Origin of the sequence: Streptomyces sp. RKAG337, assembly GCF_023701715.1 — a bacterium.
Classification (GTDB): domain Bacteria; phylum Actinomycetota; class Actinomycetes; order Streptomycetales; family Streptomycetaceae; genus Actinacidiphila.
This window is the reverse complement of the sequence record NZ_JAJOZA010000001.1, coordinates 4,286,988-4,307,248: the sequence shown is the minus strand read 5'-3', so window position 1 is coordinate 4,307,248 and position 20,261 is coordinate 4,286,988. Positions and strand designations below refer to the sequence as shown.

The 20,261-nt window shown below is 70.9% G+C and carries 20 protein-coding genes, 1 tRNA gene and 1 pseudogene; 12 read left to right on the top strand and 10 right to left on the bottom strand.

Annotated elements, in window-relative coordinates; all coding sequences use genetic code 11:
* Positions 1 to 211: 211 nt before the first annotated feature.
* On the bottom strand, positions 212 to 1,207 hold the full coding sequence (locus LNW73_RS19220) for a sigma-70 family RNA polymerase sigma factor (protein ID WP_138354754.1): 996 nt from the start codon (positions 1,205 to 1,207) through the stop codon (positions 212 to 214).
* A 568-nt stretch (positions 1,208 to 1,775) separates the two neighbouring features.
* Between LNW73_RS19220 and LNW73_RS19215 the strand changes: the two are divergent.
* Positions 1,776 to 2,891 (top strand): annotated as a pseudogene (locus LNW73_RS19215) (questin oxidase family protein); the annotation flags it as partial.
* A 229-nt stretch (positions 2,892 to 3,120) separates the two neighbouring features.
* Positions 3,121 to 3,747 carry a hypothetical protein gene (locus LNW73_RS19210; RefSeq protein WP_250990748.1) on the top strand — a complete coding sequence of 209 codons (627 nt, stop codon included), beginning with the start codon at positions 3,121 to 3,123 and terminating at the stop codon, positions 3,745 to 3,747.
* A 159-nt stretch (positions 3,748 to 3,906) separates the two neighbouring features.
* Here LNW73_RS19210 and LNW73_RS19205 read toward each other — a convergent pair whose 3' ends face one another.
* Both LNW73_RS19205 and LNW73_RS19200 read right to left on the bottom strand, forming a co-directional pair.
* Positions 3,907 to 5,433 carry an MFS transporter gene (locus LNW73_RS19205; protein WP_250976305.1) on the bottom strand — a complete coding sequence of 509 codons (1,527 nt, stop codon included), beginning with the start codon at positions 5,431 to 5,433 and terminating at the stop codon, positions 3,907 to 3,909.
* A 57-nt stretch (positions 5,434 to 5,490) separates the two neighbouring features.
* Positions 5,491 to 6,135, bottom strand: coding sequence for a TetR family transcriptional regulator (locus LNW73_RS19200; RefSeq protein WP_164294368.1), 645 nt, complete (start codon positions 6,133 to 6,135; stop codon positions 5,491 to 5,493).
* A gap of 215 nt (positions 6,136 to 6,350) precedes the next feature.
* Between LNW73_RS19200 and LNW73_RS19195 the strand changes: the two genes are divergently transcribed.
* On the top strand, positions 6,351 to 6,833 hold the full coding sequence (locus tag LNW73_RS19195; RefSeq protein ID WP_250976307.1) for a MarR family winged helix-turn-helix transcriptional regulator: 483 nt from the start codon (positions 6,351 to 6,353) through the stop codon (positions 6,831 to 6,833).
* Positions 6,834 to 6,907: 74 nt separating this feature from the next.
* Here LNW73_RS19195 and LNW73_RS19190 read toward each other — a convergent pair whose 3' ends face one another.
* Positions 6,908 to 7,324 carry an organic hydroperoxide resistance protein gene (locus tag LNW73_RS19190; protein WP_285391341.1) on the bottom strand — a complete coding sequence of 139 codons (417 nt, stop codon included), beginning with the start codon at positions 7,322 to 7,324 and terminating at the stop codon, positions 6,908 to 6,910.
* 106 nt (positions 7,325 to 7,430) lie between these two features.
* On the opposite strand from LNW73_RS19190, the gene LNW73_RS19185 reads away from it, so the two are divergent.
* Both LNW73_RS19185 and LNW73_RS19180 read left to right on the top strand, forming a co-directional pair.
* The gene (locus tag LNW73_RS19185; RefSeq protein ID WP_250990746.1) at positions 7,431 to 7,916 is read left to right on the top strand and encodes a MarR family winged helix-turn-helix transcriptional regulator; all 486 of its coding nucleotides are present in this window, start codon (positions 7,431 to 7,433) and stop codon (positions 7,914 to 7,916) included.
* 75 nt (positions 7,917 to 7,991) lie between these two features.
* Positions 7,992 to 8,064, top strand: a tRNA-Arg gene (locus LNW73_RS19180).
* Positions 8,065 to 8,150: 86 nt separating this feature from the next.
* Here the strand turns inward: LNW73_RS19180 and LNW73_RS19175 are convergent.
* The 4 genes from LNW73_RS19175 to LNW73_RS19160 form a co-directional block, all read right to left on the bottom strand.
* A complete protein-coding gene (locus LNW73_RS19175) occupies positions 8,151 to 8,585 on the bottom strand; it encodes a PRC-barrel domain-containing protein (protein WP_250990745.1) in 435 nt (144 codons plus the stop codon).
* Positions 8,585 to 9,190 (bottom strand): PRC-barrel domain-containing protein, encoded by a 606-nt coding sequence (locus LNW73_RS19170; RefSeq protein WP_250990744.1) that lies wholly within the window; start codon positions 9,188 to 9,190, stop codon positions 8,585 to 8,587. Before LNW73_RS19170 ends, LNW73_RS19175 begins: the two co-directional genes overlap by 1 nt.
* The gene (locus tag LNW73_RS19165) at positions 9,187 to 9,342 is read right to left on the bottom strand and encodes a hypothetical protein (RefSeq protein ID WP_250990743.1); all 156 of its coding nucleotides are present in this window, start codon (positions 9,340 to 9,342) and stop codon (positions 9,187 to 9,189) included. Before LNW73_RS19165 ends, LNW73_RS19170 begins: the two co-directional genes overlap by 4 nt.
* A 127-nt stretch (positions 9,343 to 9,469) precedes the next feature.
* Positions 9,470 to 9,874 (bottom strand): hypothetical protein, encoded by a 405-nt coding sequence (locus tag LNW73_RS19160; protein WP_250990742.1) that lies wholly within the window; start codon positions 9,872 to 9,874, stop codon positions 9,470 to 9,472.
* 210 nt (positions 9,875 to 10,084) lie between these two features.
* On the opposite strand from LNW73_RS19160, the gene LNW73_RS19155 reads away from it, so the two are divergent.
* From LNW73_RS19155 to LNW73_RS19145, 3 genes are all read left to right on the top strand, one after another.
* Entirely contained in the window at positions 10,085 to 10,360 is a 276-nt protein-coding gene (locus tag LNW73_RS19155) for a heavy-metal-associated domain-containing protein (RefSeq protein ID WP_374118274.1), read from the top strand.
* Complete coding sequence (locus LNW73_RS19150; protein WP_250990740.1) at positions 10,357 to 10,503, top strand: hypothetical protein; 147 nt, start codon at positions 10,357 to 10,359, stop codon at positions 10,501 to 10,503. Before LNW73_RS19155 ends, LNW73_RS19150 begins: the two co-directional genes overlap by 4 nt.
* 106 nt (positions 10,504 to 10,609) lie before the next feature.
* Complete coding sequence (locus LNW73_RS19145; protein WP_250992968.1) at positions 10,610 to 12,868, top strand: heavy metal translocating P-type ATPase; 2,259 nt, start codon at positions 10,610 to 10,612, stop codon at positions 12,866 to 12,868.
* A gap of 85 nt (positions 12,869 to 12,953) precedes the next feature.
* Here the strand turns inward: LNW73_RS19145 and LNW73_RS19140 are convergent, their stop codons facing one another.
* Positions 12,954 to 13,367 carry an SsgA family sporulation/cell division regulator gene (locus LNW73_RS19140; protein ID WP_250990739.1) on the bottom strand — a complete coding sequence of 138 codons (414 nt, stop codon included), beginning with the start codon at positions 13,365 to 13,367 and terminating at the stop codon, positions 12,954 to 12,956.
* Between the two features lie 147 nt (positions 13,368 to 13,514).
* On the opposite strand from LNW73_RS19140, the gene LNW73_RS19135 reads away from it, so the two are divergent.
* Positions 13,515 to 14,750, top strand: coding sequence for a winged helix DNA-binding domain-containing protein (locus tag LNW73_RS19135; RefSeq protein ID WP_250990738.1), 1,236 nt, complete (start codon positions 13,515 to 13,517; stop codon positions 14,748 to 14,750).
* Positions 14,751 to 14,855: 105 nt separating this feature from the next.
* On the top strand, positions 14,856 to 15,545 hold the full coding sequence (locus LNW73_RS19130; RefSeq protein ID WP_250976324.1) for a rhomboid-like protein: 690 nt from the start codon (positions 14,856 to 14,858) through the stop codon (positions 15,543 to 15,545).
* Here the strand turns inward: LNW73_RS19130 and LNW73_RS36400 are convergent.
* Positions 15,529 to 17,901, bottom strand: coding sequence for a D-alanyl-D-alanine carboxypeptidase family protein (locus tag LNW73_RS36400; RefSeq protein ID WP_308407689.1), 2,373 nt, complete (start codon positions 17,899 to 17,901; stop codon positions 15,529 to 15,531). The two genes, LNW73_RS19130 and LNW73_RS36400, sit on opposite strands and share 17 nt — an antisense overlap.
* Before the next feature lie 260 nt (positions 17,902 to 18,161).
* On the opposite strand from LNW73_RS36400, the gene LNW73_RS19120 reads away from it, so the two are divergent.
* Both LNW73_RS19120 and LNW73_RS19115 read left to right on the top strand, forming a co-directional pair.
* Positions 18,162 to 18,875: a GOLPH3/VPS74 family protein gene (locus tag LNW73_RS19120; protein WP_164294345.1), complete on the top strand. Its 714-nt coding sequence runs from the start codon at positions 18,162 to 18,164 to the stop codon at positions 18,873 to 18,875.
* Between the two features lie 390 nt (positions 18,876 to 19,265).
* Positions 19,266 to 20,123, top strand: coding sequence for a helix-turn-helix domain-containing protein (locus LNW73_RS19115; RefSeq protein ID WP_250976325.1), 858 nt, complete (start codon positions 19,266 to 19,268; stop codon positions 20,121 to 20,123).
* The last annotated feature ends 138 nt before the right edge of the window (positions 20,124 to 20,261 follow it).

Genomic DNA, 20,261 nt, shown 5'->3' with positions numbered 1-20,261 from the left:
CAGAAAGTAAACACAAACAGGCATGCAGCAGATCTATTCGGACATGCACGGGGCATCCATCCACGGGGCGTCCACACACGGGGACGTCATGGCCAGGAGAGGGCCGATGGATCCCGCACCTGACCGGGTCCGGGCATGGCCGAACCCCGGCGCGGGGGGGGTTGCGCCGAGGTTCGGGTCCAGGGGCGGCGGGGACGGACCCCGCCGCGGGTCAGGCGGCCTCGTACTCCAGGCCCGTGTCGCGGGCCATGCGCTTGAGGTCTGCCAGGGCGTGCTTCTCGATCTGCCGGATGCGCTCACGCGTCAGGCCGTGCTGCTTGCCGACCTCCGTCAGCGTCCGCTCGCGGCCGTCCTCAATACCGTACCGGGACCGGATGATCGAAGCCGTGCGTTCGTCGAGTCGGCCGATGAGCTCTTCGAGCTCCTCGCGGCGCAGCATGACGAGGACGGACTGCTCGGGAGAGGCGGCGGCGCCGTCCTCCACGAGATCCCCGAACTCGGTCTCGCCGTCCGCGTCCACGGACATGTTCAGGCTGACCGGGTCACGGGCCCAGTCGAGCACGTCATGCACGCGGGACGGCGTCGAGTCCAGCTCGGCGGCGATCTCCTCGTGCTCCGGGTCGCGCCCGTGCTCACGGTTGAACTCCCGCTGCACACGCCGGATCCGGCCCAGCTCCTCCACCAGGTGGACGGGGAGCCGGATGGTGCGGGACTGGTCGGCGATGGAGCGCGTGATGGCCTGGCGGATCCACCAGGTCGCGTACGTGGAGAACTTGAAGCCCTTGGCGTAGTCGAACTTCTCGACGGCGCGCACCAGGCCCGCGTTCCCCTCCTGGATGAGGTCGAGCAGCGGGAGACCGCTGCGCGGGTAGCGGCGGGCGACCGCTACGACGAGGCGCAGATTGGAGCGGATGAAGACGTCCTTGGCACGGTCGCCGATGGCGACCAGCGCCTCCAGCTCCTCGCGATCGGCACCGGCCCCGGCACCTTCGACGAGCTGGGAGTCACCGGAGAGTATGCGCTCGGCGTAGACGCCGGCCTCGATCTCACGGGACAGTTCGACTTCCTGCGCAGCGTCGAGCAGCGGAGTACGTGCGATCTCGTCGAGGTACATACCGACGAGGTCGCGGTCTGCGGCTTCCCCGCCAACGGCGCGGACGCTGCTGCTCCCGCCTGCGGAACGACGGGCGACGGCACGGGTTGCCATGCGTGCTCCCTTGCGAAGGTTCGGTCGGGTGTCGGTTGGAGCAGGACTCTTGATGCTGCCTTTCGGCTGCCCGCTCTGATCTGGATAACGACTGGAATCCGGACACAATTCCCATGTCGATCACTGATTTTCGCGATCTTGCAGTACCCTGTGCCGCCACACGGGGAGGCGAAGCGGTACGGGTGGCCGGGAAGCCCAGGTCAGGGCCGGTCGCGGGGCGACCCGAGGCCCTCAGGGACCTCCACGGCCGCTGTGCCCGTGAGACGCCGCTCACATCCGCGGCCGGTGACAGGTGACCGGCCTCCGACACCGTCACCGGCATCCGGCACCGGAATCCACGGTCACCGTCCGCTGTCACTGTCCGCGGTCGCTGTCCGCTGTCGGGTCCCGCGCCCCGGGCTTCGTCGCCCGTGGCTGCTCTCCTACCCACAAGACGGCCCGTACCGCTTATTGGTTGCCCAAACAGGCGAAGAAGCCCCGAACGGCCCTCGTCCCTCGTCCCTCGTCCCCGGGACCTAGGTCCCCAGCCCGTTACGCCCCACCACACCCCCGGCCTACGGTCGGCCCCATGGAACCCAGGCGCACCACCGACACGACCGGCGTACTCGACGAGGCCCTCCAGCGGCTGCACTCCACCGGCCCGGAATTCCACGGCTGGCTGACGAACCACGGCCCGATGGCCGTCGAGGCCCTGGTCCGGGGCGGCCACGCCGCCGACGTCCACCACTGGCTGGACTACTACCGCTCCAAACTGGAGGATCCGCCGCGCCCCACCGTGCCGATCACCGCCGGCGGCTGGCAGGAGGCGCTCGGCGATCCGCGCAGGACCGCCGACTGGACGGAGTACTTCGTCCGCGAGACCGGCGAGCGCCCGTGGCGTGACGTGCTGGCGCAGTGGTGGCCGCGGCTGCTCCCCGGGATCGCCGCCGGCGCCACCCACCCGGTGATCCGCGTCGGCCACGCCGTCCGCACCCTGCTCGCCGATGAGGCGGACGGCGTGGAGGGGAAGGCCGGGCGCCCGGTCCCGATCGCGACCGACGGCCCCCGGCTCGCCGAACTCGCCCACGGGCTCGGCTACTGGGCGGCCCGCAGCCTCCCGACGCCCGGCCTCGCGCCGCTGTCCGGCACGGCCGGCCCGGCCGAGGCCCTGGACGGCGTCCCACCGATAGCCGGCCAGGGCTCGGGGTACCGGGACGGCATCGCCCTGCTGGCCGGCACCCCGGGCTGGACGGCGGCCAGCGCGTCGCTCCGCGCGCCCGCCACCCCGGACGAGGCCCGGGACCTGCTCGCCGAGCTGGTCAGGGCGGCCACGTACCGCTACGCGGCCTACGGCCACCAGAGCCCGGTCATGCTGGTGCACTCGGCGACGGCGCCCAACGCCGTGCTGCGCACCCTCCCCGCGCTGCCGTCCGAGCTGTGGGTACCGAGTCTGGGCGCGGCGTGGGCTGCGAGCGCGGCCGTGACCGCGCTCTACTCGCCGACCGCGCCCACTCCCGCCGCCGAGCTGCCGAAACCGCCGGCCGGATCCGTGGCCGAGGCCTCCGAGGAGCTCTTCGCGCGGGCGGCCCGGCACGGTGACGAGCACACGGTGAAGTTCGCCGACACCGCGGTCGACGTGGCCGCGGCCACCGGCAGTACGGACGCCCTGGTGGCGGCCGTCCGAGCGACCGAGCTGATCGAGCCCGCCCTCTGCGCGGGTTCGGCAGGGACGTCGGAACCGGTCTCGGAACCGGTGTCCGGGCCTGGGCGCGGGCATGGCGGGGGTGTCGGAACCGGTGTCCGGACCTGGAGCGCGGGCGTGGAGCGGGGGCGTGGCGGGGGTGTCCGGAGTCCGCTCCGGGCGCCCCCTCCTTCGTCTACGCTCGACGGCGCCAAGCGCTCGCGCCCGATCAGCTGAACGGAAGCCACCCACCATGCTCGTACGCCGCCTCCTGATCGGATCGGCCGTCCTGGCCGGCACCGTCACCCTGGCCGCCTGCGGTTCCGGGGGCGGCGGCACGAAGCCCACCTCTCCGGCCTCCGCCCCGGCCACCACCAGCGCCTCCGCTCCCGCTCCGGTTCCCGCCACCGGCGGCGCCCCCTGGCCCGCGCCCACCGACGCCTCCGCCCGCGCCAAGGTGGCGGGACTGCCGATGCTGGGCGCCGAGGGCCAGGTGCTGCACATCCACAGCCACGTGGACGTCCTGGTCAACGGCCGGTCTCTGGTGGTGCCCGCCGACATCGGCATCGACCTGGAGCAGCAGAAGATCAGCCCGCTGCACACGCACGACACCACCGGAATCGTCCACATCGAGTCGCCGGTGCAGGCGGACTTCACCCTCGGCCAGTTCATGACCGAGTGGAACGTGCAGCTCACCAAGGACCGGCTCGGCCCCCTGAAGACGGGCGGCGGCAAGGAGCTGCACGTCTACGTCAACGGCAAGGAGCAGAGCGGCGATCCGGCCGCCATCAAGCTCACCGCGCACGCGGAGATCGCCATCGTCTACGGCAAGCCCGGCACGGAGGTGCCGTCGAGCTACGCCTTCCCCGCGGGCGTCTGAACTGACCTGAACCGAACGAACTGAACGGCCGACACAGGAAGGGCCCCGCCTCCGGATTCCGGAGACGGGGCCCTTCCTGGTTCCGCGTACTGAACTTACTGCGTACTGGCTTACTGACTTGCTGCGTACTACTGACTTACTACAGCGCGTGGATCCTGATCAGTGAACGATGACCGGGATCGGCAGGCCCTCGGCCATCTCGTCCTCGAGGCTCTGGTCCGAGACCTCGCTGCCGGGGACGCCCGTGTTGATGAACGTCGCGGCGATGAGGGCCGCGAGCACCAGCGCGCCGAAGGCCCACCAGATCGCGACGGAGAAGCCGTGCACGGCCGCCTGGTGACCGAACTCCACCTTGCCGACCTTGCCGGCGGTCGCCGCGTTGGCCGCGATCCATGTGGTGGTGGCGCTGGCCGCGATGGTGTTCAGCAGCGCGGTGCCGATGGAGCCACCGACCTGCTGCGAGGTGTTGACCATCGCGGAAGCGATTCCGGAGTCGCGCGGCTGGACGCCGTGCGTCGCCAGGCTCATGGCCGGCATGAAGGCGGAACCCATGCCGAGACCCATCAGGACCAGGCCGGGCAGAACGATGCCCACGTAGTTCGCTTCGGGCTTGATCTGGGTGAGGATCAGCATGCCGACCGAGGCGACCAGGAAGCCCGGTGCCATCAGCAGGCGCGGCGGCACACGGAGCATGAGCCGGGCGCCGATCTGCGTGGAGCCGACGATCATGCCCGCGACCATGGGCAGGAACGCGAACCCGGACTTCATCGCCGAGTAGCCCAGGATGTTCTGCAGGTAGAACGTCAGGAACAGGAACAGACCGAACATGCCGATGATCGCGATACCGAGCGACAGGTAGACGCCGCCACGGTTGCGGTCGGAGATGACGCGCAGCGGGAGCAGTGGCGCCTTGGCCCGGCTCTCGTAGAACACGAACGCCGCGAGCAGCACGACGGACGCGATCAGCAGGGAGATCGTCTTGGTGGAGCTCCAGCCGTCCTCGGCCGCGACCGTGAAGCCGTAGACCAGGGAGACCAGACCCAGGGTGGAAAGGATCACGCCGGGGATGTCGAGGCGGTTCGGGTTACGCGAACCGGCCGGCTCGTGCACCACCAGGTAGGCGCCGATGGCGGCGATGACCGCGAAGGCGATGTTGACGAAGAGCGTCCAGCGCCAGTTCAGGAACTCGGTGAGGATACCGCCGAGGATCAGGCCGACAGCGGCACCGGCACCGGCGATGGCACCGTAGACGCCGAACGCCTTGGCACGTTCCTTGGCGTCGGTGAACAGCACCGCGAGCAGCGACAGGGCGGCCGGCGCGAGCAGTGCGCCGAACGCACCCTGCAGGGCGCGGGCGCCGAGCAGCATGCCGGTGTTGACGGCCGCGCCACCGATCGCGGAGGCGGCGGCGAAGCCGAGCAGACCGACGATGAAGGCGTTCTTACGGCCGAACAGGTCGGAGATCCGGCCACCGAAGAGCAGCAGTCCGCCGAAGGCGAGGCTGTAGGCCGTGATGACCCACTGCTTGTTGGCGTCGGAGATGCCGAGGTCCGTCTGGGCGGAGGGAAGGGCGATGTTCACGATGGTCGCGTCGAGCACGACCATCAGCTGAGCGATCGCGATGAATATGAGTGCTTTCCAGCGCCGGGGATCCGGCTGCAGTGTCTTGTCGGGCATAGCAGGCATAGCTGTACTCACTAAGGGTGCGGAGGGGCAGGAAATGGGGACGTTTGTGGGAATTCGTCAGCGCTGCTGCTGCAGGTCCTCCAACGTCACGGCGGCGCCCGGTAGCGCCGATCGTGCCGGGGCGCGCAGCCCATCGAGGAAGATCTGCAGGTGACGGTGCACGAACCGGTCCATGTCCATGCACGCCTTACCGGGCAGCGGTCGCGTGAGCTGCGTGATCGCGACCATCAGGTCACCGACGGCGATGTCGGTGCGGAGTTGGCCAGAGGTTCGCGCTCTGTCCATTATGTCCTCGATCGAGCGATTCAGCCGGTCGCGAGCCGCGAAGATCGCCGGATCGTTCCCGTCGAAGGCCTCGGAGAGCATCGGACACAGGGCGCCGACCCGGTCCTCCGCCGATTCGAAGACGAAGCGCCGCAGCGCCTCGAAGGCGTCGGGCTCCTGGGCGACCGCCGCCTCGGTCCGCTCGGTGATCCGCGCCATCACCGACAGGACCACCTCCCGGACGAGTTCGGCCCGGTCCGCGAAGTGCCGGTAGAGCGTGGCGTTGCCGACTCCGGCGCGACGCGCGACCTCGTCCAGCGGGACCTCGGCCCCGTGCTCGACGAAGGCTTCGCGCGCGGCGGCGACGATCCGCTCCCGGTTGCGCGAGGCATCTGCCCGCAACCGGGGGGATCGCGATTTCACGGCGCTGCCGACCACCGGACACTCCTTCTGGCGAAAGTGGGATCTGAAGCGGGGAATCACTCCCCGCTTCGCTCTGACACCAGACTAAACGGGGAGATGGTCCCCGGATATTTCGGGTCCCTCGTGTGACCTGCGGCACATTCCGGATCAACGTCCGCGACCAGGCACGGAACGGCCGGTCGCAAGCCCGGTGGAACCCTTTCATTGAATCTTCAAGAAGTGGACGTAGGATGGACAGCATGAAATGGCTGACCGAAGAAGAGCAGGCCTCCTGGCGCGCGTACGTGCACGCCACGACGCTCCTGGAGGACCACCTCGACCGGCAGCTGCAGCGCGACGCCGGCATGCCGCACATGTACTACGCGCTGCTGACCACGCTCTCCGACGCCCCCACCCGCCGGATGCGGATGACCGAACTGGCGCAGCAGACGAAGATCACCCGCTCCCGGCTCTCGCACGCCGTCACCCGGCTGGAGAAGAACGGCTGGATCGCCCGCGAGGACTGCCCCTCCGACCGCCGCGGTCAGATGGCCGTGCTCACCGACGAAGGGTACGAGGTTCTGGTGCGGACCGCGCCGGGACACGTCACGGCCGTCCGCTCGGCGATCTTCGACCGGCTCACCCCGGAGCAGGTCCAGCAGCTCGGCGAGATCTCCCGCATCATCGCCGAGGGCCTGCAACCAGAAGGCGCCGACCTGCCCTGGCTGCGGTGAGCCAGGGCCGATCGGCGCCTTCGGGGAATCCAGGAGCGGCTCCATGGGAGCCGCTCGGTCACGCGACCAGCTGACTACTCGACGACGATCTCGACGGTGATGTTCCCGCGGGTCGCCTTCGAGTACGGGCACACACCGTGCGCCTGCTCGACGAGCTTCCGGCCGATCTCGCCCTCGAGCGCCGCGGGCAGCTCCACGCGCAGCGTGACGGCGAGCTCGAAGCCGCCGTTCGCTGCATCGGCGCCTATGCCGACCTCGGCGGTCACCGAGACGTCCTTGGTGTCGACCTTCGCCTCACGCCCCACCAGCCCGAGCGCACTGGAGAAGCACGCCGCGTAGCCCGCCGCGAAGAGCTGCTCGGGGTTGGTGCCCTTGCCGTTCCCGCCCAGCGCCGGCGGCATGGCCAGCTGCAGGTCCAGCTGCCCGTCCGAGCTCACGGCCCGGCCGTCGCGTCCATTGGCCGTGGCCACAGCGGTGTACAGCGCACTCATCGGAACCATCCCTCTCCACACTTCACGGCCCGGTTGCCCCGGGCCGCCCTCGGCACTACTAGAGCACACAACTGAATTGTGCACAACTAAAGGGTACGCTTGTTACATGAGGACGACCGAAACGGCACCCGCGGAATACCTGCGACTGGACAACCAGATCTGCTTCGCGCTGCACGCGGCGTCCAGAGCGTTCGGCAGCCTCTACCGGACGGCGCTGCGCGACCTCGCCCTGACCTACCCCCAGTACCTGGTGATGCTGGTCCTGTGGGAACACGGCGAGCTCCCCGTCAAGAAGATCGGCGAGCATCTGCGCCTCGACTCCGGCACGCTCTCCCCGCTCCTGAAGCGCCTGGAGACCGCCGGCCTCGTCCAGCGCGAGCGCAGCGCCCTCGACGAGCGCTCGGTCACCGTCCGCCTCACCACCGCGGGCGACGCCCTGCGCGAGCGCGCCCAGCGGGTCCCGGAACAGATCGCGACGGCCACCGGCCTCACCCTCACCGACCTGACCGACCTGCGCACCCGCCTCCACCACCTGACCGCCACCCTCGACGCGGCCACCCCGGACCCGACGGCCGACCCCACCCCCGAGTAACCCGGCCGCCCGACACCGCGACCACGGGACCCGCCAGCGCCGGGCACCCCGAATCCGCTAACCTGTCCTCACCCCGCCCCAGTAGCTCAGGGGATAGAGCACAGCTCTCCTAAAGCTGGTGTCGCAGGTTCGAATCCTGCCTGGGGCACGCCATCCGAAAGGCCCTCCCGTCAGCACTGACGGGAGGGCCTTTCGCGTAGGCGGCGGAGCCGGACCGGTTCGGCGGCTCGTCCGTCAGGGTTCGCGGAGGATGAGGGCGTAGGAGCCCAGGCCCAGGACGCGGTTGCCGGGGTGGTCGCCGGTGGTCGTGCGGATGGTGAGGAGGGCGCCGGAGTCGGCGTCGAAGTCGACGTCGGAGACGGTGCCGAGTGCCTCGCCGCGTTCGTCGAGGACGCGTTTGCCCGGTAGGGAGCGGTGTTTGTCGGCGAGGGGGGCCAGCTCGCCCGAGGGGGTGCCGAGGGTGGCGCCGGAGCGGACGATCACGGCGTCGGGTCCGATGGCGTGGATGTGCTCCCAGACGAGGGTGTCGCCGGAGCCGTCGGTCTTCTTCAGCCGCAGGGCCACGACGGAGGCCGTCGCCGGGTCGACGACGAAACCGTCGACGATGCCGACCGTGCGGGCCTCGGTGGCGCTGACCACCTGGCGGCCGGCCGTTTCCGAGAAGAGCATCAGACCTCCGTCCCGCGGCGGGCGCGGTACGCCTGGACCGCCGCAGCGAACCCGGGAAGGTCGTCGGCGACGAACTCGGCCGCGGCCGCCGGGATGACCAGTGCCTCGCCGGAGACCGCGGTGGTCTCGGAGAGCGGGATGAACACCTTGCGGCCCTGCCGGTCGAGGGCGTCCGAGGAGGCGATCTCATAGCCCACGACGTGGGCCGTGGTGCCCTCGACGACCTCGACGACGACGTCGGAGATCCTGCCCAGGTCGGTGCCGCCGTCGGTCAGCACCCGCGAGCCGAGCACGTCGCCGCCGCCGGCGGAGCCGCGTTCCAGGACGTCGGCCTTGCTCTCGAAGACGCTCTCGTCCTTGATCATCACTGCGTCGTGGCCGAGCCCGTGCACCCCCGGCCACGGCAGGCTGTGCCGCAGCGGTCCGGAGAGCAGGCCGCGGCCGCTCAGGGTGAAGCCGGCGATCCGGCCGGCCGTGCCGTCGAAGACGAGGTCCTTGACCTGTGCGACGGCCTCGCCGGCCAGTGTCACGACCGGCCGCTTGGTGATCTCCGAGGCCAGCATCATCGCGGAAGAAGAAGAGGAAGGGGGCTGGGGTGCGGTCATTTCACGCGTCCCTTCCCGGCCCGCCGGCCGATGGCGCCGCGGCGTACCGCGATCACCCCGCCGATGCGGCGCCGTGCCTGTACGCCCGCCGCCGATCCGGCCAGTACCAGCAGGACCGCAACCACGACGACGATCCAGATCCACCAGTCCATCGCGCACCACTCCCCGCAGAATCAGTAGCCCTGCCCTTCGGCTTCCCCCATCTCTCCTCTCCCACTCGCGGGGAGCAGAGATGGGAGAGGAGAGATAGGGAGGGGGCCTGGGTGGCGACGGCCGCGGTCAGCTGCCGAACGCGTGCGGCGCGCGGTGCTTGCGCGGCTGCTGCAGCGGCATCTCCGGGGCGGAGGTCCGCGCGGGGTGGTCGTCCTCGGTGCGCTGCCGCTCGACCCGGGCGGCGAGGGCGTCGCGCTCGGCGACCGCCGCGTCCGCGTCGTTGCGCGCCTCCCGCAGCCGTACCGCCTTGCGGCGGCGCAGCGCGGCGCCTTCGCCCGCCATCAGCAGGCTCAGACAGGCGACCAGGGCCAGGGCGAGGCCGGCGCAGAAGATGGAGAGCGCGTTCATCGTGATGAGGTCATGGCCCAGCAGCGCCACCGTGTAGTCCGGCCCGCCGCCCAGGTTGCCCGCGATCAATAGTCCCGTGAGCGTTCCGGTCGCGGCGAGAAGCACCAATCCCAGGAACAGCATCCGAGTCACCTCCGGTTGTCGAACGGTGGCCGAACGTGGCCGAATCCGTCGCTGCGGCGTCTACCCGGTGAGCGGCGGGCTTAACGACAGGCCTGACGACGGGCGGGGGTCACGGCGGGTCCAGCTTCGCTTAATACCCTGGGGGGGTATATGGTGGTCACCAGTGGACGGCGACAGCCGTCACCGCACGAGACGCATGAGGAGAACGCCATGTCCTGCTGCTCCCCCGAGGGAACCTGCCACACCGACGGCGCGACCGACGAGTCGCAGGCCGCGGGCACCGTCGTCTACTCCGTCTCGGGCATGACCTGCGGCCACTGCGAGTCCGCGGTGACCAAGGAGCTCGCGACCGTATCCGGCGTGACCGTCGTCAAGGTCGACGTCGCCACCGGGCTGGTCACCCTCGCGTCCGAGCGGCCGCTGGACGACGAGACCATCCGCGCCGCCGTCGACGAGGCGGGCTACGAACTGGTCGGCCGGGCGTGACCGCACCGGTCAGGCTGGGCGGCTATCTGCTGATCCTGCTGGTCGTCCTCGGCACCGCGTTCGGCCTCGGCCGCGCGGTGCGGGGGGACAGCGGCGGCCCGGCCGCCCCGGAACCGCGCCCGGCCTCACACCAGGGCATGTAGGGCACGTGTCCCTGATCGAAGGACCGGCCCTGAAGGACCGGCCCTGAAGGACCGACCCCGAAGGACCGGAGTCCGGCCCTGATCGAAGGAGTGGAGTGAAGTGGCGATGACCACGGCGGCCGCCGGCCGGCAGGTGGAGCTGGAGATCGGTGGCATGACCTGCGCCTCCTGCGCGGCACGCATCGAGAAGAAGCTCAACCGGATGGACGGCGTCACCGCGACCGTCAACTACGCGACCGAGAAGGCCCGGGTCAGCTTTGACGGCGGCGTCGCAGTGGACGACCTCATCGCCACCGTCGAGGCGACCGGCTACAGCGCCGTGCTGCCCGCCCCGCCCGCCGACCCCGCAGACCCCGCCGGATCCGGGCCCGAGCAGTCCGCGCCCGACGAGCTCACCTCCCTGCGGCAGCGGCTGCTCACCGCGGTCGTGCTCGCCGTGCCGGTGATCGCGATGGCGATGGTGCCGGCGCTGCAGTTCGACAACTGGCAGTGGCTCTCGCTCACGCTCGCCGCGCCCGTCGTCGTGTACGCGGCCTGGCCGTTCCACCAGGCCGCCTGGACGAATCTGCGGCACGGCGCCGCGACCATGGACACGCTGATCTCGGTGGGCACGCTCGCCGCGTTCGGCTGGTCGCTGTGGGCGCTCTTCTTCGGCACGGCCGGTATGACCGGGATGAAGCACCCCTTCGAGTTCACGATCTCGCGCGGTGACGGCAGCGGCAACATCTACCTGGAGGCCGCCGCCGGGGTGACCGCGTTCATCCTGGCCGGACGGTACTTCGAGGCCCGCTCGAAGCGGAAGGCCGGAGCGGCGCTCAAGGCGCTGCTGCAGCTGGGAGCCAAGGACGTCGCCGTCCTGCGGGACGGGCGCGAAGTGCGCGTCCCCACCGGCGAACTGACGGCCGGTGACCTGTTCGTCGTCCGCCCCGGCGAGAAGATCGCCACCGACGGCACCGTCCGCGAGGGCAACTCCGCGATCGACGCCTCCCTGCTGACGGGCGAGTCCGTACCGGTGGAGGTCGCTCCCGGCGACGGCGTCACCGGCGCCACGGTGAACGCGGGCGGCCGGATCGTCGTCGAGGCCACCCGGGTCGGCGCCGACACCCAACTCGCCCGGATGGCACGGCTCGTCGAGGACGCGCAGAACGGCAAGGCCGCCGTGCAGCGGCTGGCCGACCGGATCTCGGCGGTCTTCGTGCCCGTCGTGATCGCACTCGCCGTCGCGACCCTCGGCTACTGGCTCGGCGCCGGCGAGGGCGCTTCCGCGGCCTTCACCGCCGCAGTCGCCGTACTGATCATCGCCTGCCCGTGCGCGCTGGGACTCGCGACGCCCACCGCCCTCATGGTCGGCACCGGGCGCGGCGCCCAGCTCGGCATCCTCATCAAGGGCCCGGAGGTCCTGGAGTCCACCCGCGCGGTCGACACGATCGTCCTCGACAAGACCGGCACGGTGACCACCGGCGTCATGACGCTCACCGAGGTGCACGTCGCCGAGGGCGAGGACGAGAAGACCGTGCTGCGGCTGGCCGGCGCCCTGGAGCACGCCTCCGAGCACCCCATCGCCCAGGCCGTCGCGACCGCCGCCGCGGAGCGCACGGGCGGCCCGCTGCCGGTGCCAGAGGACTTCGCCAACGTCCCGGGGCTCGGGGTGCAGGGCGTCGTCGAAGGCCACGCGGTGCTGGTCGGCCGCGAGAAGCTGCTGAACGAGTGGACCCAGTTCCTGCCCGCGGACCTGGCGGCCGCCAAGGCCGCGGCCGAGGCCAAGGGCCGTACGGCGGTGGCCGTCGGCTGGGACGGGGCGGCCCGCGGGGTCCTCGTCGTCACCGACGCCGTCAAGCCGACGAGCGCGGAGGCCGTGACGCGGCTGCGCGCCCTCGGCCTCACCCCGATGCTGCTGACCGGCGACAACGAGGCGGTGGCGCGCGCGGTGGCCGAGGAGGTCGGGATCTCCGCCGACCATGTCATCGCCGAGGTCATGCCCGAGGACAAGCTGGCCGTCATCAAGCGGCTGCAGTCCGAGGGCCGTTCCGTCGCGATGGTCGGCGACGGCGTCAACGACGCCGCCGCGCTCGCCCAGGCCGACCTGGGCCTGGCGATGGGCACCGGGACCGACGCCGCCATCGAGGCGGGCGACCTGACGCTCGTACGGGGCGACCTGCGGGTCGCGGCCGACGCGATCCGGCTGTCGCGCCGGACCCTCGGCACGATCAAGGTGAATCTCTTCTGGGCCTTCGGCTACAACGTGGCGGCCCTGCCGCTCGCCGCGGCCGGGCTGCTCAACCCGATGATCGCGGGCGCCGCCATGGCCTTCTCGTCCGTCTTCGTCGTCGGCAACAGCCTGCGCCTGCGCGGCTTCAAGGCCTGACTCCAAGGGCTGACCTCAAGGGCTGACTTCAAGGGCTGACCTCAAGGCCCGGTCCAGCGCCCTACTCGTCCGCTCACTCGTCCGCTCACTCGTCCGCGAGGAGCGCCGCCAGGTCGGCTTCCAGGTCGATGTGGCGGTGCTCGTCGCCGGGCGGGACGGCCGTGTAGGAGCGGGTGAGGAAGTCCTGGACGTCCTCGGTGTCGAGCTGGAGCAGGGCGATGCCCTCCGGCGAGGAGAGTTCGACCATCGTCCGCCGCTCCCCGCAGGGCCAGACGTGCACGTCGCCCTCGCCCGACGGCATCCGGAGCCCCGCCGCCAGCAGGTCGCGGGCGAAGGTCCAGGTGACGTCCAGGCCGTCGAGCGTCGCCGACGCCGGGAACGACATCCGCGCGGCCAGCGGGTCGTCACACTGGTAGATCAAAGTCGCGGCGATGACGCGGTCCCCGGCCGGGGACGCGCAGAGCCGGGCCCGGAGGGTCTGGTCGATGACGGTCAGCATGAGGTGTCCCTCTCCCGCTGGGTAGTGTCCACTCCTCTCCAAGACAGGGAAATCGGGCCGGGGATTACGTGACTTCGGTCCCGATCACTGTGATGGGCGCCACGTGCCGCTCGGGGCACTGTCCGAGGTGCGTGTGAGCATGGGGAAATGACGGTCGACGGGGCGGTGCGGCGGATCGGCGGGGACGAGCGGCGGGCGCGGCTGGGGGTGCGGCATCTCCTGGCGCCGGGGCTGCGCGCGAAGTCCGCGGAGGAGGTCACCCGGTCGCTGGTGGCGCTGCACGCGACGGACGCGGCGACGGTGTATCTCTCCACGGCGGCCCGGCTCACCGAGCCCGGCTTCACGGAGGTGGAACGGGCGCTGTACGAGGCCGGTTCGCTGGTGCGGCTGCTGGCGATGCGCCGGACGATGTTCGTCGTCACCCTGGACTCCGCGCCGGTGGTGTACGCGGCGGCGGCCCGCGCGATCGCGGTGAAGGAACGGGCGGGGCTGCTCAAGTACCTCGCCGAGGGCGGCGGCTGGGACGGGGCCTGGCTGTCGGAGGTCGAGGAGGCGGTGGTCGCCGCGCTGGCGGTGCACGGCGAGTCGACCGCCGCACAGCTGGGCGGGTACGAACCGCGGCTGCGCGAGCAGGTGGTCAGAGCGGCCGGAAAGCCGTACGAGACACGGCAGAACGTGGCGAGCCGCATCATCAGGGTGCTCGCGGCGGAGGGCAGGATCACCCGGCGCAGACCGGTGGGGTCGTGGACGAGCAGTCAGTTCCGGTGGGCGGCGGCCGAGCCGCTCTCCGAACCGCCCGCCGCCGAGGCGAAGGCCGCACTGGCCCGTGACTGGCTGGCGGCGTACGGCCCCGGCACCGAGGCCGACCTCAAGTGGTGGACGGGCTGGACGCTGACGGACGTGCGCAAGGCACTGACCGCCGTCGGCGCCCAGCCGGTCGCGCTGGACGAGGGCACCGGCTACGTACTCCCCGGCGATGTGGAACCCGCGCCGGCCGCCGGCCCGTGGGCCGCCCTGCTGCCGGGTCTCGACCCGACGCCGATGGGCTGGCAGCAGCGCGACTGGTTCCTGCCGGACGAACACCGGCCCGCGCTCTTCGACAAGACCGGGAACGTCGGACCGACGGTGTGGTGGGACGGCCGGGTCGTCGGCGGATGGGCGCAGCGCCCGGACGGGGAGATCGTGTGGCGGCTGCTGCCCGGTCCGGAAAAGGGTTCGGGGAAGAGCTCGGGGACGGGTTCGGGGAAGAGCTCGGGCAAGGGGCCCGGCAAGGAGGCGGTGGCGGCGATCGCGGCCGAGGCGGCGCGGCTCGGCGACTGGCTGGGGGACGTCCGGGTCACCCCGCGGTTCCGTACGCCGCTGGAGCGGGAGCTGTCGGCCTGAGCAACCTGCGGGGACCAGGTGCGGCCCGGCTCCCCGGTGCCGCCCGGGGCGCGCCGGGAGTCACCAAAAGCCACTTATCGGACACAATCCGAGCACAATCCGAGCGTGGACACTTCCTGGCGGTCGCGCCTCACGTCGCTCCTGCGCGCCGTACGGTCCTACATCCGGAGCGCCCCCGGCACCTACATCTGGCTGGCCGTCCTGTTCGTGACGACCGTCGTCATGCACCATGTCTCGCCCTCCCAGCTGGACGAGATGCTCGGCGAACGGTCGACGAACCTGCACAACCTGTCGGAGGAACCGGTCAGGGCGCTGATCAGGAGCGCGCTGTGGATCGACGGCGGCGGCTGGCTGTTCTACGCGTTCCTCTACACCGTCTTCCACGCCACCGCCGAGCGCTGGCTCGGCACCCTGCGCTGGCTGACCGTCGTCCTCATCGGCCATGTCGTGGCGACGTACATCAGCGAGGGCGTGCTGCTCTGGGCGATCCACCACGGCCGGGCGCCCGAGACCTCGGTCGACACCCTGGACGTGGGCGTGAGCTACGGCCTGGCGGTCGTCGAGGCCGTCCTGACGTATTTCCTGGTCTTCCGCTGGCGGTTCTTCTACGGCTTCTGCGTCCTGGGCTTCTACGGTCTCGCCCTGGTCCACGGCCGCACGTTCACCGACGTCGGCCACTTCACCGCCGTACTGCTCGGCTTCGCCTGCTACCCGCTGACACGAGGGCGGCCGGGTCACCTGGACCCGGCCGCCGTCTTCTCCCGTGCCGTCCGGCGGATCAGCCGAGACGGATGAGCTTGTCCCCGAAGGACGGCTCAGCGAGGTCCGACTGCAGCGCCACCGGCACCTTCGTCTCGCCCGTGCCGGAGCCGAGGCTCAGCGTGCCGACCTCGGTCCCGGCCTTCGCCGAGTGCGGAACGCCGGCCGTGCCGGCCGCCAGCTTCAGGTCGGACTTCAGACCCGACCAGCCGACCGCCGTCAGGTCCTTGGTGGCGACGACCGGCGTCGTCCCGCCGAGACCGTCGTCCACCTGGCCGACGACCGTGCCCTTCTTCACCACCACCGCCGAGGTGAGCGCGGCGCGCGCGGCCCTGATCAGGGGATCGCTGGTGGACAGGGCGTACGCCAGCATCTCGTTGGGCGTCGAGCCCTTGCGCTGCTGGAGCACCACGCCGAGGACCATCCGCGGCTTGCCGTCGATGGTCTTCCGCGCCGCCCACATCAGGGCGCCGGCCGCCGGGGTGCTGGAGCCGGTCTTGATGCCGATGACGCCCGGGGTGCGGGTCAGCAGCAGGTTGTTGTTGTAGATCTCCGGCACGCCGGGAATGATCGTGTGCTCCATGGCCACCACGGAGCGGAAGACCTCGTTCGCCATGACCGTCCGGGCCAGCATCAGCTGGTCGACGGCTGTGCTCTTCGTCGTCGCCTCGACCCCGCTCGCCCCGGTGTACGTGGTGTTCTTCATGCCCAGGTCGACGGCGGCCTTCTGCATCTTGATGACGAAAGCTTCCTGCGTGCCGGAGTCCCAGCGGGCCAGCGCGCGGGCAATGTTGTTGCCGGACGGGATCAGCAGCAGCTCCAGCATCTGCCGCTCGGTGAACTCCTGGCCGAGCTGGACCTGCACCCTGGACTCGTCGACCGACGCCGCCTCGTCCGCGGCGGTCTGGTCGATCTTGATCTTCGGGCCGGTCTCCTGCCCCTTGAGCGGGTGGTCGCGGAGGATCACGTACGCGGTCATCACCTTCGTGACGCTCGCGATCGGCACCGGGGTCTGCGCGCCGCGCACCCCCATGCCCCCGACGCCTTCGACCTCGACGACCGACTGGCCCATCGCGGGCCACGGCAGCGACAGCTGACCGCCGTCGAAGGTGTACGTGGACGCCGAGGTCAGCGTCAGCACCGGAGCCGGCAGCGGACGGAACGACTGCGCGACCGCGGCGGCGATCAGCAGCAGCACCACCAGCGGCGTCCAGATCTTGAACCGTCTGACCACCGTCCGCAGCTTCGTGTCGGGCGGCGGCGGGGTGTTCGTCAGCTCCGCCAGCAGCTTCAGCGGCTGCGGGGGCGCCGGCGGCAACGGCAGCGGCATCTGCCGGGTGCCCTGCGGGCCGGCCTCGGGCTGCTGTTCGGGAGCCTCGCCGAACGCGGACGGCGCCGGCGCGGCCGGAGCCGGGGCCGACGGGGCAGCGGGGGCGGCGGCCTCGGGGGCGGCCGGGCGTACCGGACGCTCCACCTCCGGCCATGCGAGGGCGTACGGCGACGCTGACTGCTCCTGTGAGGCCCGCGGGGGCTCCGCGGGGGATTCCGTGCGCGGAGCGGCCGGCACGTCCGCCGGGGCGCTTCTGGCGGCTTTCCCTTCCGGCTGGCGGTCGGCAGGCTCGACGGCGGGCGCGGCGGCAGGCGCCACGGCGGACTGCCGCACCGGCTCCCGCACCGGCTCCCGCGCCGGTTCTTCCGCCGGCTCCTCCGCAGAAGCGTCCCGGGGCTCGTCCCGGGGCTCGTCCCGGGGCTCGTCCGCCGGCTCGTCCGGGGTCCCGTCCGGGGTCCCGTCCTCGGGCGGGGCAGACGCCTCGGACGCGTCGGACGCGTCGGACGCGTCCCCGGCACCCACCGGCCGTGCGTCCTCCGGCTCGTCGGCAGGCTCTCCGACGGGCTCCTCGGCGGACGCGGCGACGGACTCGTCAGCGGGCTCGGCGGCCGCGGACTCCGCTTCCGCGACGGAATCCTCCGGAGTGTCCACGGCCGGGGAGACGGTCACATCCGCGGGCGCTGTGTCATCCGTCCCGTCGTGCGCGTCCTCGGGGACCGTAGGTTCCGCGATGGCGTCGTCCGGGCCGGGTACGTCGTCCGGCGTATCCGGACCACTGCCGGATGCAGACGCGCCGGACTGGCGCGGCAGGCTCCCGCGGCCGCTGTCCTCGTCCTCGCCACCGGTCCCGCCGGGGGTCCCGGAGGACACCGGGTGATCTACGGGACGGGGGTCCGTGCCGGCGCCCGGGTCGTCGGGCAGAGCGCCGTGCTCCTCGCGCACGGCTTCAGGCACCACATTCGGCCCACGGAACACCGTCAGCCTCGGATCGAGCGCCTTCTGCTCGGCCGCCACCCCCGACGACTCCTGCTGCTGCTCCCTGCCGGGGGACTCGCCCGCCACGCAGACCTCCTCCACACATCACGAGGGGCGGTCCCGTGCACGACGCACGACGCCCCATCTCACTGCACCAGTTTCCAGTTCCCGGCCTGGAAGCCCCTATCAGACCCGCCGGAACCGATCGCGGCCCGTCTGCGACACCACCGCTGACCCCCTAGACGAGAACGACATACCAGTCGGTTCCATCCCGAACACTCCAGGCGCTCTCGACAGATGAATGTGAGAGGCGTCACCCTGTCATTCATCCACGCGGGGAGGCATGGATGGGCAAGAGCCGCAGAACGATTCCGGAAGAGCTGTTGCTGCTCGCTCTGGACCCGACGACCGGGACCACAGCGCAGCCGCAGTCGCTCGACCTCGGCCTCGCCGGGGCACAGCTCGTCGAGCTGGCCCTGGCTGGACGGATAGCCCCTGATGGGGATCGTATCGCCGTGGTACACCCACGGCCGACAGGAGATCCGACACTGGACTCCGCGCTCGAACTGCTGCGCCGTCGTGGCAGTCCGGTTCGCGCTGTCCACTGGATCGGCGGGCCCCGCCTGGGGCTGCGCCAGACGTATCTCGCGCATCTGGAGCGGTGCGGCATGGTGCATGCCGTGGCGGGACAGATGTGCGGGGTGCTGCCGACGACTCGCTACCAGGCGAGCGACAGCGAGGTCAGCCGGGACATCAGAGCCCGGCTCGACAACGCGATCCGCACCGGCGTCCCGCCGGACCCGCGGACCGCGGCTCTCGCTGCCCTCGCCCACGCGGTGGGGCTCGGCAAGCACCTGTATCCAGGGAACGAGGGCCGGTCATCGCGATCGCGCCTGCGGGACCTGATCAGATACGACCCGATGGGCGGTCTCGTCGCGCACGCCGTCATGGACGTGCAGAACGGCGCCGCGGCTCAGCCGAAACGGGCTCCCGTGCAGGGACGGCCCGCAGCGGTGGGGCCGGCCGGGCACAACAGCATGGCCCGGGCCGGAGCGCGATAGCGGCGCCCCGGAGCAGTGCGCGGGGCGAAGTTCGCAGTTCGCGGTACCCGGCGGACGAGCAGTGAGCAGACAGCAGGGACGGCAGGCAAGGGCACGGTGTCCGGCGGCAGGGACCGGACACCGAAGGCCCGCCGTCCTGAGCGACCCTCCCCCGGCCTCCGGGCCCGGGGAATCCAGGGAGCCGCCGCGACGCGCGGGGTGGGGCACCGGTCAACGCCGGTCCCCCACCCCGCGCGTTGCGTTTGCGCAGTTCGTACGACCAATCGCCAGCGCGGTGATGACCGGTAGTGGCAGGCTGCTGACCAGCAGTACGCACGCGGTAGGAAAAGCGTCACCAGTGCGGCAGAGAAGAAGTACGAGAAGTAGTCCGGAGCCGGAGGTGCACCACCCGTGGCGGCCAACGTTAATCCCACCGTCAGGCGACGCCGACTTGGATCGGAGTTGCGCAAACTCCGCGAGACCAAGGGGATGACCGCGGAGGAGGTGGCGGCCCGGCTGCTGGTCTCGCAGTCCAAGATCAGCAGGCTGGAGAACGGCCGCCGCAGCATCAGCCAGCGCGATGTCCGCGACCTGTGCGGCGTGTACGGCGTCGAGGACCAGCGAATCGTCGATTCCCTCATGCACATGGCGAAGGAATCCCGTCAGCAGGGCTGGTGGCACGCGTTCGGCGATGTGCCGTACAGCGTCTACATCGGCCTGGAGACCGAAGCGGAATCACTCCGGGTGTACGACTCGCTCGTAGTTCCGGGCCTTCTGCAGACCCGGAACTACGCCGAGGCGGTCATCGAGGGCACGCTGCCCGAGGCCACCCCCGAGCAGGTCGACAAGCGCATCGACATCCGGCTGCGGCGCCAGGAGCGGATCACCGACCCGGCCTCTCCGCTGCGGTTCTGGGTCGTCATGGACGAATCCGCGCTGCGCCGGGTGGTCGGCAGCAAGGACGTCATGCGCGAACAGCTCGAGTACCTCGTGCAGATGGGCTCACAGGCGCACGTGACCGTTCAGGTACTTCCGTACGAAGCCGGCGCACACCCCGGCATGTCGGGAAACTTCGCGATTCTCGAATTTCCGGACACCACCGATTCCAGTGTGGTGTACATCGAAGGCGTGACCTCCGACCTGTATCTGGAGAAGCCGGTCGATGTACACGGATACAGCGTGATGTACGAGCATCTCCGTGCACAGGCGCTGAGTGCCGAAGCGAGCCGCCAGTTCATCGCCGACGCCGCGAAGGAATACGCGCGCTGAAGCGAGTTGAGGGTCGGCGAGCCGGCAACTCGGCTCTCCGATCCGCCTTGGACTGGGAAAGGCGGGAGAGTACACCCCCGTCGGCTCAATGCGGAAGAGTCACATGGAATATGCCATCCGGTCGAGTGAATAGACCCT

Coding starts and splice junctions, on each gene's coding strand:
- LNW73_RS19145 (WP_250992968.1), top strand. CDS start 10,610: ATGACCACGGCGGCCGCCGGCCGGCAGGTGGAGCTGGAGATCGGTGGC.
- LNW73_RS19175 (WP_250990745.1), bottom strand. CDS start 8,585: ATGCTCTTCTCGGAAACGGCCGGCCGCCAGGTGGTCAGCGCCACCGAG.
- LNW73_RS19160 (WP_250990742.1), bottom strand. CDS start 9,874: ATGCTGTTCCTGGGATTGGTGCTTCTCGCCGCGACCGGAACGCTCACG.
- LNW73_RS19195 (WP_250976307.1), top strand. CDS start 6,351: ATGGACAGCATGAAATGGCTGACCGAAGAAGAGCAGGCCTCCTGGCGC.
- LNW73_RS19170 (WP_250990744.1), bottom strand. CDS start 9,190: ATGACCGCACCCCAGCCCCCTTCCTCTTCTTCTTCCGCGATGATGCTG.
- LNW73_RS19135 (WP_250990738.1), top strand. CDS start 13,515: ATGACGGTCGACGGGGCGGTGCGGCGGATCGGCGGGGACGAGCGGCGG.
- LNW73_RS19205 (WP_250976305.1), bottom strand. CDS start 5,433: ATGCCTGCTATGCCCGACAAGACACTGCAGCCGGATCCCCGGCGCTGG.
- LNW73_RS19120 (WP_164294345.1), top strand. CDS start 18,162: ATGGGCAAGAGCCGCAGAACGATTCCGGAAGAGCTGTTGCTGCTCGCT.
- LNW73_RS19190 (WP_285391341.1), bottom strand. CDS start 7,324: ATGAGTGCGCTGTACACCGCTGTGGCCACGGCCAATGGACGCGACGGC.
- LNW73_RS19220 (WP_138354754.1), bottom strand. CDS start 1,207: ATGGCAACCCGTGCCGTCGCCCGTCGTTCCGCAGGCGGGAGCAGCAGC.
- LNW73_RS19140 (WP_250990739.1), bottom strand. CDS start 13,367: ATGCTGACCGTCATCGACCAGACCCTCCGGGCCCGGCTCTGCGCGTCC.
- LNW73_RS19185 (WP_250990746.1), top strand. CDS start 7,431: ATGAGGACGACCGAAACGGCACCCGCGGAATACCTGCGACTGGACAAC.
- LNW73_RS19210 (WP_250990748.1), top strand. CDS start 3,121: ATGCTCGTACGCCGCCTCCTGATCGGATCGGCCGTCCTGGCCGGCACC.
- LNW73_RS19155 (WP_374118274.1), top strand. CDS start 10,085: ATGTCCTGCTGCTCCCCCGAGGGAACCTGCCACACCGACGGCGCGACC.
- LNW73_RS19165 (WP_250990743.1), bottom strand. CDS start 9,342: ATGGACTGGTGGATCTGGATCGTCGTCGTGGTTGCGGTCCTGCTGGTA.